This window comes from Pseudoalteromonas sp. C8 (genome assembly GCF_011378685.1).
GTDB classification, from domain to species: domain Bacteria; phylum Pseudomonadota; class Gammaproteobacteria; order Enterobacterales; family Alteromonadaceae; genus Pseudoalteromonas; species Pseudoalteromonas arctica.
In genome coordinates, this window is sequence record NZ_WTKT01000002.1 from 165,066 (window position 1) to 181,379 (window position 16,314).

At 38.8% G+C, this 16,314-nt stretch carries 15 protein-coding genes; 9 read left to right on the top strand and 6 right to left on the bottom strand.

What is annotated here, in order from left to right:
• Window positions 1-7 precede the first annotated feature (7 nt).
• A complete protein-coding gene (locus GQR39_RS02665; RefSeq protein ID WP_165734753.1) occupies window positions 8-433 on the top strand; it encodes a type IV pilin protein in 426 nt (141 codons plus the stop codon).
• 6 nt (window positions 434-439) lie between these two features.
• Here the strand turns inward: GQR39_RS02665 and GQR39_RS02670 are convergent, their stop codons facing one another.
• Together GQR39_RS02670 and GQR39_RS02675 are read right to left on the bottom strand one after the other, a co-directional pair.
• Window positions 440-970: a GspH/FimT family pseudopilin gene (locus GQR39_RS02670; RefSeq protein ID WP_165734754.1), complete on the bottom strand. Its 531-nt coding sequence runs from the start codon at window positions 968-970 to the stop codon at window positions 440-442.
• A 79-nt stretch (window positions 971-1,049) separates the two neighbouring features.
• Window positions 1,050-1,619, bottom strand: a complete 570-nt coding sequence (locus GQR39_RS02675) for a GspH/FimT family pseudopilin (protein WP_165734755.1) — start codon at window positions 1,617-1,619, stop codon at window positions 1,050-1,052.
• Between the two features lie 160 nt (window positions 1,620-1,779).
• On the opposite strand from GQR39_RS02675, the gene glnB reads away from it, so the two are divergent.
• Complete coding sequence (gene glnB / locus GQR39_RS02680; RefSeq protein WP_002962211.1) at window positions 1,780-2,118, top strand: nitrogen regulatory protein P-II; 339 nt, start codon at window positions 1,780-1,782, stop codon at window positions 2,116-2,118.
• A 47-nt stretch (window positions 2,119-2,165) separates the two neighbouring features.
• Here glnB and GQR39_RS02685 read toward each other — a convergent pair whose 3' ends face one another.
• Entirely contained in the window at window positions 2,166-2,930 is a 765-nt protein-coding gene (locus tag GQR39_RS02685) for an outer membrane protein assembly factor BamD (protein WP_165734756.1), read from the bottom strand.
• A 141-nt stretch (window positions 2,931-3,071) separates the two neighbouring features.
• Between GQR39_RS02685 and rluD the strand changes: the two genes are divergently transcribed.
• The 3 genes from rluD (at window position 3,072) to clpB (ending at window position 7,453) form a co-directional block, all read left to right on the top strand.
• Entirely contained in the window at window positions 3,072-4,049 is a 978-nt protein-coding gene (rluD, locus tag GQR39_RS02690) for a 23S rRNA pseudouridine(1911/1915/1917) synthase RluD (RefSeq protein WP_007581384.1), read from the top strand.
• Window positions 4,049-4,780 carry a peptidoglycan editing factor PgeF gene (gene pgeF, locus GQR39_RS02695; RefSeq protein ID WP_165734757.1) on the top strand — a complete coding sequence of 244 codons (732 nt, stop codon included), beginning with the start codon at window positions 4,049-4,051 and terminating at the stop codon, window positions 4,778-4,780. The genes rluD and pgeF overlap by 1 nt, the downstream gene beginning before the upstream one ends.
• Window positions 4,781-4,876: 96 nt before the next feature.
• Window positions 4,877-7,453: an ATP-dependent chaperone ClpB gene (gene clpB, locus GQR39_RS02700; RefSeq protein WP_165734758.1), complete on the top strand. Its 2,577-nt coding sequence runs from the start codon at window positions 4,877-4,879 to the stop codon at window positions 7,451-7,453.
• Window positions 7,454-7,505: 52 nt separating this feature from the next.
• Here clpB and GQR39_RS02705 read toward each other — a convergent pair whose 3' ends face one another.
• The gene (locus tag GQR39_RS02705) at window positions 7,506-9,053 is read right to left on the bottom strand and encodes a PAS domain-containing methyl-accepting chemotaxis protein (protein ID WP_024608933.1); all 1,548 of its coding nucleotides are present in this window, start codon (window positions 9,051-9,053) and stop codon (window positions 7,506-7,508) included.
• 588 nt (window positions 9,054-9,641) lie between these two features.
• Between GQR39_RS02705 and gshA the strand changes: the two genes are divergently transcribed.
• A complete protein-coding gene (gene gshA / locus GQR39_RS02710; protein ID WP_165734759.1) occupies window positions 9,642-11,219 on the top strand; it encodes a glutamate--cysteine ligase in 1,578 nt (525 codons plus the stop codon).
• A gap of 145 nt (window positions 11,220-11,364) precedes the next feature.
• A complete protein-coding gene (locus GQR39_RS02715) occupies window positions 11,365-11,976 on the top strand; it encodes a transglycosylase SLT domain-containing protein (RefSeq protein ID WP_010554629.1) in 612 nt (203 codons plus the stop codon).
• Between the two features lie 48 nt (window positions 11,977-12,024).
• On the opposite strand, the gene GQR39_RS02720 is transcribed toward GQR39_RS02715, so the two are convergent.
• Both GQR39_RS02720 and ccsA read right to left on the bottom strand, forming a co-directional pair.
• Window positions 12,025-13,293, bottom strand: coding sequence for a CNNM domain-containing protein (locus tag GQR39_RS02720; RefSeq protein ID WP_007581396.1), 1,269 nt, complete (start codon window positions 13,291-13,293; stop codon window positions 12,025-12,027).
• Between the two features lie 61 nt (window positions 13,294-13,354).
• Window positions 13,355-14,161 carry a cytochrome c biogenesis protein CcsA gene (gene ccsA, locus GQR39_RS02725; RefSeq protein ID WP_007581398.1) on the bottom strand — a complete coding sequence of 269 codons (807 nt, stop codon included), beginning with the start codon at window positions 14,159-14,161 and terminating at the stop codon, window positions 13,355-13,357.
• 253 nt (window positions 14,162-14,414) lie between these two features.
• Here ccsA and ffh point away from each other — a divergent pair, with 253 nt between their 5' ends.
• Window positions 14,415-15,794: a signal recognition particle protein gene (gene ffh / locus GQR39_RS02730; RefSeq protein ID WP_007581399.1), complete on the top strand. Its 1,380-nt coding sequence runs from the start codon at window positions 14,415-14,417 to the stop codon at window positions 15,792-15,794.
• A gap of 260 nt (window positions 15,795-16,054) precedes the next feature.
• Window positions 16,055-16,303 carry a 30S ribosomal protein S16 gene (gene rpsP, locus GQR39_RS02735; RefSeq protein ID WP_002962192.1) on the top strand — a complete coding sequence of 83 codons (249 nt, stop codon included), beginning with the start codon at window positions 16,055-16,057 and terminating at the stop codon, window positions 16,301-16,303.
• The last annotated feature ends 11 nt before the right edge of the window (window positions 16,304-16,314 follow it).

The window sequence follows — 16,314 nt, forward strand, 5'->3', positions numbered from 1 at the left end:
GGCTTAAATGATAAAAAAACGACGTGGTTTTACCTTAATTGAGCTGATGATAGCCGTTGCTATCGTCGGCATACTTGCAGCAATTGCGCTGCCTAATTATACAGAATATGTAAAACGTGCCTCACGTGCAGAGGCAGTTGCAGCATTATTAGATGCAGCAAACAAGGAAGAGCAGTATTTTGTTGATAATAGGGAATATACAGAGAAATTTACTGATTTAGGGTTGCAAGACAAAACCGAGAATAAACATTTTGAATTAACGATTAAAGTGACCGATAAAAATGCTTTTACAATCACTGCTAAACCCGTGGCAGGGCCGGTAAAAGGAGATGGTGATTGCACCGAGCTATCTATAACTGATATAGGTACTAAAGGCGCGCAAGGGGCAAAAACAAACGAAGGAAAGGATGTTGACTACTGTTGGGGAAGATAACTAGAGTTACTTTTTCTGGCATTTATCAGTTGATTTAATACGAATTCTACCCGTTTGACTTACAGATAAAGCCAATCCTTTGAGATTGGCTTTATCGCTATTAGGGCAATATATAAAAGTCCCATTTTGGAAGCCATTTAATGACCCGTCAGGACGAAACGTAATAGCGCTACGGGGGTACTCTAAAGTATCGGCCTCATTAACATCCTCGAAAGTGCTTAAGAGTAGTTCATCATCATCTAGAGTCGTTGATTTATCTTTGTCGATAAACAGTGACATGTGACCATCCCATTCGTCTTTTGTGCATTGGCTGTCTTTTAGTGCGCAAAGCGTGACGTAAGTAGCATTTTCAATTGCGTAAAGGCGGCCATAATTTATATTTCGGTGTAGCAGATTCACATGGTTATCTAATCGGTTTTTAGCCAATAAGTCTGGATAAAACCACATCGATAATTGACTGATTACACTGACAACAGCAATTGATACCATTAATTCGAGAAGTGTCACTCCTTTGTTTTTTGATATTGATAATCTCATCCTTGAAGACCTGAGTTAATAAATGATTAACTCAGTCTAGTAAATGATACAAATATGACAAGATAAGTTTGTATGTTTTTTAGTCGCACGTTTCGTCAGTATCACCAAGATAAAAAGCTGTACCAGAGACAGATACGCTAAGTGCTTTATTGCTTTTGTTATCACTATTAGGACAATAAATAAAACCGGTCAACTCATCAATTTCTGGGTCGATAAGATTTGTTGTAATTCGTCCGCTAGTATCAAAACGAAGATAGCTATCACCCGTGAATTTTATTCTGTCATTAGAAGACACATCCGACATTACGCGTAGTAGGCTATCATTTGCACTATCATAGTTATCATTATTATTAGCATCTATAAATAAGATCACAGTATTAGTTGAGCCCCACCCACTTTTACATGTGAGATTGGAAGTGCCAAGATTTTTTGCACTGGGAACAGGACACACAATGACTATTTCATCTGTACTTGCTGCTTGAGAGCGTGCATAGCTAATATTTCTTTTTAATTCCAACAAAAAATTCTCAGCTCTATTTTCTTCTAGCATATCGCTGCTATTCCAAATCGCAATGGATGCAATGATCCCAACGATAGCGACGGTTACCATGAGTTCTAAAAGAGTGAATCCGTTTTGTTTGTTTTTCATATTAATCTCATTTACTGCTAGTCATTTAAGTATCGCTATTTTTATACAATAAATTATACCATGATCGGTTGTTTTATCACCGTAATTCAATCGCTTTGTTTGCTATGAACATCATGATTGTCTAAAATCGAGGCAACTGGAGCTTTCAAAAGTAATTAATATGAAAAAAATAGAAGCAATTATCAAACCTTTTAAGTTAGACGATGTGCGTGAAGCGTTGTCGGATGTAGGTATTACAGGTATGACGGTAAGCGAAGTTAAAGGCTTTGGACGTCAAAAAGGTCACACTGAGTTATATCGTGGCGCAGAGTATATGGTTGATTTTTTACCTAAAGTAAAACTTGATATTGTATTGACTGATGAAGATGTAGACCGTGCAATTGAAGTTATTGTAAAAACGGCACAAACAGGAAAAATTGGTGACGGTAAAATATTTGTCACTGATGTTGAGCGTGTAATACGTATTCGTACTGCTGAGGAAGATGAAGAAGCTATTTAAGATTTTCTTCTACGCAGTAAAAAGGCGCTTACTAAGCGCCTTTTTGTTTATTTAGTTCTTTTATTTAGTCTTCGTGTTTGCTTTGCGTGCTCACTAAGCTCAGTTAAACCTAATTGGTCGTAACTTTTTTCCATCATTTCAAGCGCGAGATCCAAGTAACTGCTTTGTGAGTAGTGTTCAACAACAAACTTACCTCTATTAGCAGCAGCTAAATAAGCTTCACGCTCATAATAGTAAGTGGCTACTTTTAATTCATAACGTGCCATACGATTTAAAAGCCATACTAAACGACGCTTAGCTTCAGGCGCGTAATCACTTTTCGGAAAGCGTTTTACTAGTGTCGATAAATCGGTAAATGCAACACGTGTACGGTTTGCATCTCTATCAGCTCTATCTACACCAAAGTACTCTTGGAACGCATTTTTATCTGCTTTAATATTTACTAAACCACGCATGTAATACATGTAATCTAGGTCTTTATGGTTTGGATTTAAGCGAATAAAGCGGTCTATGGTTGCAAGTGCTTGTTCAGTATTACCTGATTGGTAATGTGCATACACTAAGTCCATTTGTACTTGTTTAGAGAATGGGCCAAACGGGTAGCGAGAATCTATTGCACTCAAAAGTTCAATTGCGCGAGCATATAAACCAGAATCTAGTGTTTCTTTTGCGTCTTCATATAAAGCGTGTGCAGACTTATTCGGTACACGTTGAATGTCTTCTTGGTCTGGAGCAGACGAACAAGCGCCTAAACTAAGTACAGAAACTGAAAAAACAATGGCAAATGCACGTTTCCCTATTTTATTTATCATTTTATTTGTTACCTTCGATGTCTTCGGCTAGGCCAAGTCGGTAAAACCGAGTAAACTATGCGTATTATATTATGCTTTTATTAAAAGCGATTCTAACCCAGTCGAGCAAAGCTTGCACTGGTAAATTGGGTAAAGTTACTAATGTCAGAGCAAATTTCTCTTCAAGCCGACGTTCCAACCGAATTAGGTGGTAAACGTCTAGACCAAGTATTAGCACAATTGTTCCCTGATTATTCACGTTCTCGTATAAAAACGTGGATATTGGATGATAAAATCACCGTAGACGGTGAAATTTTCAACACTCCACGCGAAAAGCTACTAGGTGGTGAAGTTGTAAGTGTTGAAACAACAATTGAAGCACCACGCGAATACGAAGCACAAGATATCAAATTAAACATTGTTTATGAAGACGATGATATTTTGGTAATTAATAAACCAATGGGCCTAGTGGTTCACCCTGGTGCGGGTAATCCTAATGGAACAGTGCTAAACGCATTACTACATTACTACCCTGAAATAATTAACGTACCACGCGCGGGTATTGTGCATCGTTTAGATAAAGACACGACCGGTTTAATGGTTGTAGCTAAAACGATTCCAGCACAAACGCATTTAGTAACAGCGCTACAAAAGCGTGAAAACTTCACGCGTGAATATGAAGCACTGTGTAATGGTACTATGACCGCAGGTGGTATGGTTGAAAAAGCGATTGGCCGCCATCCGACTCAGCGTACGCATATGGCAGTACATGAACTGGGTAAACCGGCAATTACACATTACCGTGTTGCTGAAAAATTCCGTGCTCATACTCGTTTACGCCTGCGCTTAGAAACAGGTCGTACGCATCAAATTCGCGTGCACATGGCACATTTAAATCACCCGCTAATTGGCGATCAATCTTATGGCGGCCGTCCGCGTCCACCTAAAGGTGCAACACCTGAGTTATTTGAGTTACTTCGTAGCTTTAGACGCCAAGCACTACATGCTGTAAAATTGAGTATTGCGCATCCAATCACGGGTGAAATGATGACATGGCAAGCACCTATCCCAGACGATATGGTTGCTATGACACTCGCATTACGTGAAGATACTAAAGCTAATCCTGATATCGATAGATAATGCACTTATTGTCAGCGACATGGCAAAACCTTCATAAAGTAGGAACGTTAAGTACTACTTGTGGAGGTGGTGTTTCAAAAATCCCATTTAAAAGTTTTAATTTGGGATTCCATGTTGGTGATAATCAAAATCATGTATCAAAAAACCGCTCATTATTAACAAATCTCCTACCTAAACCTGCCGTGTGGCTAAATCAAATTCATAGCTCTAATGTTGTTATTGTTGATGAACATTTTGATTTTGATGAGTTACACGATGCTGATGCGCTTTATACTCAGTTATTAAATCAGCCTTTGGCTATAATGACCGCCGATTGTTTACCTATTTTATTAGTCAGTGATGATGAAAAAGAAGTTGCAGCTATACATGGCGGCTGGCGAGGACTTGAGCAGGGAGTTATTAAAAATACATTAGAGTGCTTTAGTACAAAATATGAAAATATAAATGCGTGGCTAGGGCCTGCAATTGGGCCAACTCGATTTGAGGTTGGGGCTGAAGTGTTTGAGTTATTTCAAAAAAGGTCCCCTTCATTTATTCACGCATTTACACCACAAGCTAATGGTAAATATCTTGCTGATATCTATGGTATTGCGCGTACTTTACTTACCCAGCAAGGCGTTAAAAATATTACGGGTGGCGACTACTGCACAGTCTCTCAAAGTGACTTATTTTTTTCTTATCGACGAGATGGACAAACTGGACGTATGGCTAGTTTGATCTGGCGCAAGTAATTCACATCTTTAATCATTATATTTCCCCCTACACCTTGAACAAACACCTAAACATACCCATTAATTAAGCAATTAGATTATTTAATAGGTAACACCATGCGTTTAGATAGATTTACAAGTAAATTTCAATCTGCGCTTTCTGATGCGCAATCGCTAGCCCTTGGTCGCGATCATCAATTTATTGAACCCGTACATTTAATGTATTCATTGCTAAAGCAAAGTGGCTCTAGTGTACGTGCATTATTTGCACAAACGGGTGTCAGCGCTGACGAACTCAACACCAAGCTTTCACAAGAAATAGAAAAATTATTTAAAGTAGAAGGTGTAGGTGGCGACGTCCAGCTATCAAACAATATGGCATCACTTATTAATCTATGTGATAAGTACGCGCAAAAACGCAAAGACAAATATATTTCAAGTGAATTATTTGTACTGGCGGCATGCGATGATAAAGGTCCACTTGGCGATATATTTAGGTCGTTAAATATTACCTCGGCTAAAATTGAAACTGCAATTAAAGCGATTCGCGGCGGTCAAAAAGTTGATGACCCAAATGCCGAAGAAACACGTCAAGCGCTTGAAAAATTCACGATTGATCTAACTGAGCGAGCAGAGCAAGGTAAGCTTGACCCCGTTATTGGTCGCGATGACGAAATTCGCCGCACGATTCAGGTACTACAACGCCGCACTAAAAATAACCCTGTATTAATCGGTGAACCAGGTGTTGGTAAAACAGCAATTGCCGAGGGGTTAGCACAGCGTATTATTAATGGTGAAGTACCTGAAGGATTAAAAAATAAACGCGTACTATCGCTTGATTTAGGGGCGTTAGTTGCGGGTGCTAAATACCGTGGCGAATTTGAAGAACGTTTAAAATCAGTATTAAACGAATTGGCTAAAGAAGAAGGCCAAGTCATTTTATTTATTGATGAAATACATACTATTGTAGGTGCAGGAAAAAGTGACGGCGCCATGGATGCAGGCAATATGTTAAAGCCAGCATTAGCACGCGGTGAATTACACTGTGTTGGCGCAACCACGCTTGATGAATACCGTAAATATATAGAAAAAGACGCAGCTCTTGAGCGTCGATTCCAAAAGGTACTTATTGAAGAGCCATCTGTCGAAGATACCATTGCAATATTACGTGGCTTAAAAGAGCGATATGAGTTACATCATTCAGTAGAAATTACTGACCCCGCGATTGTTGCTGCGGCGCAGTTATCTCATCGTTACATTAGTGACCGTCAGTTACCCGATAAAGCGATTGATTTAATAGATGAAGCGGGTTCTTCAATTCGATTACAAATTGATTCAAAACCAGAGTCATTAGATAAACTCGAACGTCGTATTATTCAATTAAAACTTGAAGATAACGCACTAGCGAAAGAAAAAGACGAAGCAAGTCAAAAACGCCGAGCTGAAATGCAAGAGTTGATCACCGACCTTGACGGCCAATACCGCGAGCTAGACGAGATATGGAATGCTGAAAAAGCATCACTTCAAGGCACGCAAGTAATTAAAGCCGAGCTTGAACAAGCAAGATTAGATTTAGATGTAGCGCGAAGAGCAAGTGATTTACAGCGTATGTCAGAGCTGCAATATGGGCGAATTCCAGAACTTGAACGAAAACTTGATTTAGCCTCACAAGCCGAAATGCAAGAAATGACTCTGCTTAAAAACCAAGTAGGTGAGGATGAAATTGCTGAAATACTGTCTCGCTGGACAGGAATTCCTGTTGCAAGAATGCTACAAGGTGAGCGTGAAAAGCTGCTGCAAATGGAAGATAAGTTACACAGTAAAGTAATAGGGCAAGATGAAGCGGTTGTTGCTGTTTCTAACGCAATACGACGCTCACGTGCCGGGCTTGCAGATCCTAATCGTCCTATTGGTTCTTTCTTATTTTTAGGTCCAACTGGTGTGGGTAAAACCGAGCTGACAAAAGCACTGGCTGGTTTTATGTTTGATACCGAAGATGCCATGGTGCGTATCGACATGTCTGAGTTTATGGAAAAACATTCAGTCGCACGTCTAGTAGGGGCTCCTCCAGGTTACGTGGGTTACGAAGAGGGCGGTTATTTAACAGAAGCTGTTCGTCGTAAACCTTACTCAGTGATATTGCTTGATGAAATAGAAAAGGCGCATCCTGATGTGTTTAATATTTTACTGCAAGTATTAGATGATGGCCGATTAACTGACGGGCAGGGTAGAACCGTTGATTTTAAAAATACCGTTATTATCATGACCTCAAATCTAGGCTCAGATATTATCCAAGAGCAAGCGGGTAATAATGATTACACGACCCTTAAAGCTAAAGTAATGGAAGTATTAATTAATGAGTTTAGGCCTGAATTTATTAACCGTATAGACGAGACTGTCGTGTTCCACCCGTTAGCAAACGAGCATATAAAAGAAATAGCTGATATTCAGTTAATGAAATTACGTGAGCGTTTAACAGAGATGGGGTATCTGCTTGAAATAAGCGATGCTGCTCTTGAGCGAATTGCAGCAAGTGGGTTTGATCCTGTCTACGGTGCACGTCCGCTTAAGCGTGCTATTCAACAAACGATTGAAAACCCGCTGGCACAAAAGTTACTTAATGGAGACTACTTACCAGGTTGCGTGATCGTTATTGATGCAAATGACGACTCTCTGGTATTTTCCAAGCGTTAATTGTAAATAATTAAACTCAAAAGCCGCTAAAATAGCGGCTTTTTTATGTTTGTTAAACTTTAAAAGTTAGTAATAAATCGTTCACCCTACGTGAACCTTCAACAAGTTCAGCTGCTCCTTTTGCCACATTAAAGCTTAAGCTTAAGTTGTTATCTCCAAAGTCTTTAATTTGCGAAACATTATTACTAATATCATTACTAACCATTTGTTGCTCTTCTGCAGCAGATGATATTTGTATTGCTAAATGAGATATTTCACTGATTTGGATAAAAATCCCCTCTAATTCAACTTGAGTTTTATCGGTTGTCAGCACACAATTATCGGCTTGTGCTTTAGTGCTTTGCATTACTTTAGACCAGCTAAATAAAGTATCTTGTATTTCTTTAATAGAACTGTGGATTTGTGTTGTAGCATTTTGAGTACGTGACGAAAGGGTCCTTACCTCGTCGGCTACTACAGCAAAGCCTCGACCATGCTCTCCCGCTCTAGCTGCTTCAATCGCTGCATTAAGGGCAAGTAAGTTAGTTTGATCGGCAATTCCCTCTATTTCACTCATTACTTTACCAATCTTATCTGCTTCAGAGGCTAAGCTGGTGGCTGTGGTTGCAGCCTTTTCTACTTGAAAAGCTAAATCAGATACCATTTTACTATTATCTGCAATATGGTCTTTTATTTCAGAGCAACTTTGATGGGTGTTATTCACTTTATCAGCTGTTTGAGCGGTATTTACTGATATTTCACCAATGGTAGAGCTCATTTGAGTCATCGCTGATGCAATTTGTTCTAAACGCTCACCTTGCGAAGCAATACCTTTTTCAGTAAGCGTAGATTGTTTATCTAGATCAGTTGCGATGCCATTAAAGCTTAATGTGGAGTCTTTCATACGGCCAAGAACCGTGCGCAATTTTGCGCTTAGCATTTGCTCTCTATAATCACTTACGCTATGCGGTGTATGGCCGCTGTAAATATAGCGAGAGATTGAATCGGCTTTTGCTTTTTGTTCGCGTAATATTTTAGGGGTAACAATCAGTTCGTCATAATTTAGCGCAATAACTAAGGCGCACATCAATAGGCTAATTACAGCTAAAGAGATTGATCCCGTAACAGCAATAAAAATCAGCCAAAGTAATAGGCATATAAAAGTAATGCCTTGTCTTATTGTGGTGTGTTCTCGTAGTTTAAATGATGACTTATTGGCATTTATTTTGTTGTAAAGAGCGTGTGCACGTTGCTTAAGTTGAGAGCTTGCTTTAGTTCTTACTGATTGATAACCAACAAGTCGGCTATGCTCAAAAATAGGGGTTACAAAGGCATCTACCCAATAATAACGGCCATCTTTACAGCGGTTTTTAACCATGCCGCGCCACGAGTGCTCTTGTTTTAATGTTGCCCACATTTCTTTAAAGGCCGCTTTTGGCATATCAGGGTGACGAACAATATTATGATGCTGACCGATAAGCTCTTGTGCGCTATAACCTGCTACAGAGCAAAACTCTTGATTGACGTATGTTATTACACCCTTGAGGTCGGTAGTAGAAACAAGCTCTTGTGACTCATCAAAGTATACTTCTTCATTTTTTAAGCTTTTATCATTGTGCATTATGTTTATTATCATCCTTTATTGTTGCTGTCATTATATTGGTTACACACTACAAAGCAAAAAATAGCGTCTTTCCTTTTATGCTCATAAGGCAAATAATTGTTTTTATTGATCTAGATCAAATTTAAATATCGAGTAGCTAAATTGAACTCATTTTAAATAAGTTCCGGTCTATTATTTTAGGCTTATATTTTGCGTATTTAATTTATACTTAAATACGCATTTAAAGCATTTGTATAATGCCCAGAGCAATGGCAATATTACGACTTAATATAATGATGTTGGTCATATTGAGCGCATGTATAGAGTGGGTAAATAATTATTAACTTAGAGAAATTATATTGTTCTTAGCAATTTATACCAGTTGCATTAAATAAGTGATCTATTATAGCGCTAAGAAAATAGCACAATAACAAGGCAAAAATTATGACATGTAGTTGTTCTATATGAATAATTTTTAACGCAGTGAGTGCGCTATTTAATGCGATAGAATGATCATATTTTCAATAAAATTGGTATTAATCTTGAGTCTAAGTAATTAGCCCCCATAACCTTATGATTAAGCCACGTGGCCCGAGGAAAGATTTTTTGACAACACATGATTTAGCTAACGCACTTGAAGCGTTATCAGTAAATGAGCACCAACATGCAGTTAAAGGCATTAAACGTGGCATAGAGCGAGAGTCGCTAAGAATACAAGATAATGGTGTTATATCACCTCAAGGTCACCCAAAAGGTGTGGGCAGTGCGTTAACTAACGGCCATATTACAACTGATTTTTCTGAGTCTTTACTTGAATTTATTACTCCAGTTAGTGAATCGTCAACGCAAACGCTTAAGCAATTAAAAGACCTTCAAAAGTTCACTCTAGAAAAAATGGGCGATGAACTACTTTGGCCCATTAGTATGCCGTGTTTTATTGAGCACCAAGACGATATAGTGCTAGCTCAATTTGGTAGTTCAAATACTGGTCAAATGAAAACACTATACCGTGAAGGATTAAAAAATCGCTACGGTAGTATGATGCAAGCAATTGCGGGTGTTCACTTTAATATTTCATTCCCAGATACGCTTTGGCAGTCACTTCATTCTTTACAAAAAAGCAATGCAAGCCTTCAAGACTTTATTTCAGAAGGTTACTTATCCCTTATTCGTAACTTTAAACGCGAACTATGGCTAATAAGTTACATGTTTGGCGCATCGCCAGCATTGTGTAACTCATTTTTGCAAGGTCGAAAAACTGACTTACCATTTAAAAAACTAGGTAAAGGCACGCTTTACTTAGAAGTTGGTACAGCACTGCGTTTAGGTAATTTAGGTTATACAAATAGCGCTCAGTCGTCACTACGCGTAATGTATAACTCGTTAGATGAATATGTAGCGGGCCTTAAAAAAGCAATCAACACACCATCAGAAATTTATGGTGATCTTGATGACTACAAGAGTGAAAACCCTAAGCAGTTAAATAAAAATATTCTACAGATTGAAAACGAATTTTACTCGCCAATTCGTCCTAAGCGCAATGCGAAAAGTGGCGAAACGCCAACGGATGCATTGCTTCGAGCAGGCATTGAATACGTAGAAATTCGCGCATTAGACGTTAACCCGTTTAGCGAAGTTGGTATTGATATTGAGCAAATTCACTTTTTAGATGTGTTTTTAACGTATTGTTTATTAAAAGATTCAGCTCCAATGGATTGGAAAGAACAAGCACGTAGTACTGAAAATCTCGACACAGTAGTAAACCAAGGTCGAGAAGAAGGGCTAATGCTTAACTTTAATAACACACAGCGTAGCCTTCAGTCGTGGGGCGATGAAATATTTACCCAGCTTACAGATGTCGCTAAATGGATGGATAATGCTTATGGTGTTAACTATTACTCAGATACTATAAAGCGCATGGCAACGTGGATACATAATCCAGAGCTTACTTACTCTGGACGTTACGTGTCACAATTAAAAGAGTCTGGTTTAGACAACGGCCACTTTGCACTAGCATTGGCTAGTAAATATAAGCAAAGCCACGCAGATACTGACTACAGCGAGTTTTTAAAGCCTTGGCTGGAACAACAAGTTGTAGAGTCTAACGAAGCACAAGCTGCAATTGAGCAAGCAGATACCCAGTCATTTACCGCGTTTTTAGATGCGTATTTTGACGGTAAATAACCTTGGTATTTAGCAACATTTAAGCAAAAAAAACGCAGCCTAAGTTGGCTGCGTAAATATATTCAGGGATGAATTAATGCTGTACTGCTGCATTCATTGAGTCAGACCCACACTTTATAAAAAAGTTCTGTGAGATCTTAGAAAAATGAAAAAAAATGCAATTATCCTATCTCTCGCCATTACTTTAGCCGGTTGTGCTACAGCACCTCCAAAGCAACCTAACGATTTATGTAAAATCTTTGAAGAAAAGCCAGATTGGTATTTCGACGCAAAAGATGCACAAGAAAAATGGGGTTCTCCCAAGCATGTACTCATGAGTATGATGTACCAAGAAAGCTCATTTAAGCATGATGCCGCTCCGCCTATGGAGTACTTCTTATGGATAATTCCTACCGGTCGCGCAAGTGATGCCTATGGTTACTCGCAAGCTAAAACACCAACATGGTCTGATTATATTCGTGAAACAGGCAACAACGGTGCTGATAGAGACGACTTTGACGATGCAATCGACTTTATGGCGTGGTTTGTTTATAAAACGCATAAAGTAAATAAAATATCTAAATGGGATGCTTACGCACAATACCTTAATTATCATGAAGGTTGGGGTGGGTATAAGCGTGGCACGTACAAAAAGAAAAAGTGGCTAATGGGTGTTGCGAACAAAGTTAAGCACAGAGCAAGCCGTTATGGTGCGCAATTAAAACACTGCGAAGAAGAGCTTGATAAAGGTTGGTTTGAACGTCTTATATTTGGCTAGATAGTTATTAATGGATATAAAAAAGGAGCCAATTGGCTCCTTTTTTATTTAGCGAGAACGCTTATTCGGCAGTATCTTCACTTGTTTTATCATATTTTCTTTTACTTCGAGTACTTCAATAGGATATCCCGCGATACGCAGACTAATATTTGCATCAGGAATATTCTCCAAGTATTCAACAATTAAACCACTCAAAGTTTTAGGTCCATCGAGCGGGAAATCCCAACCCATTTCTTTATTTAAATCGCGTACGTTAGCGCCGCCATCCACAATACATGAGCCATCAGTTTGTGTTTCTACTTCTTCGCTCGGCGTACGAGTTTGCGTAGTTGTGAAATCGCCAACAACTTCTTCTAAAATATCTTCAAGCGTTACTAAGCCTTGAATATCACCATACTCATCTACCACTAAGCCTATGCGTTCTTTAGATTGCTGAAACTTTAATAGCTGAGTATTTAGTGATGTTCCTTCAGGGATAAAGTAAATTTCACGTACAGCTCGTAGCAAAGATGGTTTATCAAATTGCTCTTTTGTAAGTAGACGAAGCGCATCACGTGAGTGAATAAAACCTACTGCATCATCTATATTATCGCGATACAACAACACACGAGTATGTTGTGCATGAGTAAGCTGGCGACTAATTAGTTTCCAATCGTCATTAATATCAATGGCCACAATTTCGTTTCGTGGGATCATAATATCTTCAACGGTTACTTGTTCTAAATCTAAAATTGAAGTCAGCATACTTTGATGACGAGCAGGAATAAGTGCGCCTGACTCATTGAGTACTGTTTTTAATTCTTCTTTACTCATGCTGTGTTCGTCGATTTGTGCGGCACTAATACCAAATAACCGCAGTATACCGTTTGTCATCCAGTTAATAACCACGACAAAAGGAAACATTATTTTAAGTAGCCCTTTTAAAATAATAGAGCTTGGAAAGGCAACTTTTTCAGGATAAAGAGCAGCAAGGGTTTTAGGGGTTACTTCAGCAAATATAAGCACGACTAAAGTTAACACACCTGTAGCTATTGCAATACCGAGGTCACCATAAAGACGAATACCTATAATGGTTGCAACTTGGGCTGCTGCAATATTAACAAGGTTATTACCGATTAAGATTAAACCGATGAGCCTATCTGGACGGCTAAGTAATTTACTGACTCGTTTAGCTGCACGATGATCCTCTTTAGCAAGGTGTCGCAGGCGTATACGATTGATTGACATAATTCCGGTTTCTGAACCAGAAAAATAAGCAGAAAAAAGCACCAAAAAACCTAAAATGATAAATAGGGTACTTGTCGATATGTCGTCCAACGATGGATCCTTTTCTTATAAATCAATGCGTATTAAGCTAGAGTGAGCAAGCAGAGTCAAGTTAAAACTTATTTAGTATCACTTCTTGTATGAAACGGCTGCCAAAATAAGCGAGTGTGAGGACAAATGCAGCGACCATGATTGTAATAACCACCGGTTTACCGCGCCAACCCTTTTTCATATGACCAATAGCAACAACGGCAAAAATAGCCCACGCAACTAACGACAATATTGTTTTATGAATGAACTCTTTAGCGAACATTCCATCAAGAAATACAAACCCTGAAAGTAATGCAAATGTGAGTAATATAGTGCCTAAATTAAGAAGTTGGTAAAGCTGGCGCTCCACAACCATTAAAGGCGGAAGATGGCTATGCACAATTGCTAAATCTTTACGTTTTAAACGTTTATCAATAAAGTAAAACTGTACACCATATAAAGTAGCGATAATTAAAATACAGTAGGCTAACAAAGATAAAGAGATGTGCGTTACTAAACCCACCTCAATATTAATACTTTGCAATAAAATATGATGAGGTATAAATAAACTGGCAATGGTTAGTAAGGCACCAAAACCATAAACAACGGGCAACAATAAAGTAGCAGGGAATTTTAGCGAGACAGTCGTCACCGAGACCACAATCACCCAGCACGTCAAAAGAGCGACGTTTACGATACTTAAATCTTGACCGTCGGCTCTAAAAACAGAGTTAACTAACAGCAGCATGTGCGCCACTATAGCAACCGTGCTTAAAATAACGGTTACTTTTTGGCTTGGGCCTTGTTGATGAAACAGGCGTGAAAGCACGTGAGACGTTGCTAACACATAAAATAAACTGGCAATAATAGTTAAACTAATAATCAGCATTGTGCTTGGGCCACTTAATTTGAGACAAAATAATCCTTGTTGTTATATAGCCATTGTATTTTATAGCAAAGCAAATGCATAGACCTTAAAAAAAGAAACTCATCAAGGTGCACTTGAACACTATATTGTAAGACGCCATATACGGTATACTACTTTTAATTGAAACTTAATAAGTCAATCTAGGTTAATTGAAAAATCAAATTAATCGTAAAATTTAAATGGATTGATATAAACGTCTTATCGGAACCGTTACATGTTTGAGAACCTCCAAGAACGATTAGGTAAAACCTTAAAAAATATCAGTGGCCGTGGCCGTCTGACGGAAGACAACATAAAAGACACACTTCGCGAAGTGCGTATGGCATTTTTAGAAGCCGATGTGGCATTGCCTGTTGTTCGCGACTTTGTAAAACAAGTTAAAGAACGTGCAGTTGGGGTTGAAGTTACAAAAAGCTTAAGCCCAGGCCAAGTATTTATAAAAATAGTGCGTGAAGAACTAGAAAAAGCAATGGGCGAGGCTAATGAAGAGCTAAGTCTAAATGCGCAACCGCCAGCCGTTGTAATGGTAGCGGGTCTACAAGGTGCGGGTAAAACCACCAGTGTAGCTAAGCTTGCTAAGTTTTTAAAAGAGCGAAAAAAGAAATCAGTACTTGTAGTAAGTGCCGATGTTTATCGCCCTGCGGCTATTAAACAGCTAGAAACGCTTGCAGCAGAAGTTGATGTTGATTTCTTCCCAAGTGATATTTCACAAAAGCCAGTTGATATTGCAACCGCTGCAATTTCTCATGCTAAAAAGAAATTTATAGATGTAGTACTTGTTGATACTGCAGGTCGTCTACATGTTGATAGCAACATGATGGATGAAATTAAAGATCTTCATAAAGCAATCAATCCAATTGAAACCTTGTTCGTTGTTGATGCAATGACAGGTCAAGATGCGGCGAATACAGCTAAAGCATTCGACGAAGCATTACCACTTACCGGTGTTATATTAACAAAAACCGATGGTGATGCGCGTGGTGGTGCTGCTTTATCTATTCGTCACATCACTGGCAAGCCTATTAAGTTTATGGGTGTGGGTGAGCGCACTGACGCACTTGAACCTTTCCACCCAGACCGTATAGCGTCGCGTATTTTAGGTATGGGTGACGTACTTTCATTAATCGAAGAAGTCGAGATGAAAGTAGATAAAGAGCAAGCTGCTAGAGTTGCTGAAAAAGTATTTAAAGGCGCAGGTTTTACTCTTGATGATTTTGCTGACCAATTAAAGCAAATGAAAAGCATGGGTGGCATGATGTCAATGCTTGATAAGCTCCCTGGTATGTCTAACTTACCAGATGCTGTTAAAGGTCAAATGGGTGATAAAACATTTATCCAAATGGAAGCTATTATTAGCTCTATGACTAAAAAAGAGCGTGCGCGCCCAGAAATCATTAAAGGTTCGCGTAAAAAACGCATAGCAGCTGGCTCTGGTACACAAGTGCAAGAGATTAATAAGTTGCTTAAGCAGTTTACGCAAATGCAAAAAATGATGAAAAAAATGAAAGGTAAAGGCGGCATGACTAAAATGATGCGCGGTATGAAAGGCATGTTACCACCTGGAATGATGGGCGGCGGCGGTCCTAAATTTTAAAAAGTACCATTAAGTTACTTTTTAAAATAATAGCGAATCATATTTAAAGGAGCAAATAGCTCCTTTTTTGTTGAATAAATTATGCATGTAATACACCTTTAACTCTTATTTGTCGTTGAGATCACGGTTTAACCTACTAAACTGCCTTTTTGGTTCACTTCTTACTTGCGTTATTGCCAAAAACTCGTACAATTCCCCAGCTCCCCATTCTGGGGAGTAAATCTTATTAATGAAAACAGTCAATCTTTATAGAGGACGGTATGGTAACTATTCGTTTGCAACGTGGTGGCGCTAAAAAACGCCCTTTCTATCAAATTGTGGTTGCGGATAGCCGTTTCTCGCGTGACGGTCGCTTCATCGAGAAAGTAGGCTTTTTTAACCCAATTGCTTCAGGTCAAGAAGAAAAAATTCGTTTAGATTTACCACGTGTTGAACACTGGGTAGGTCAGGGCGCATCTCTTTCAGATCGCGTAGCTAAGTTAGTAAAAGACGCTCGTAAAGCGGCTTAATAGGCGTAAGT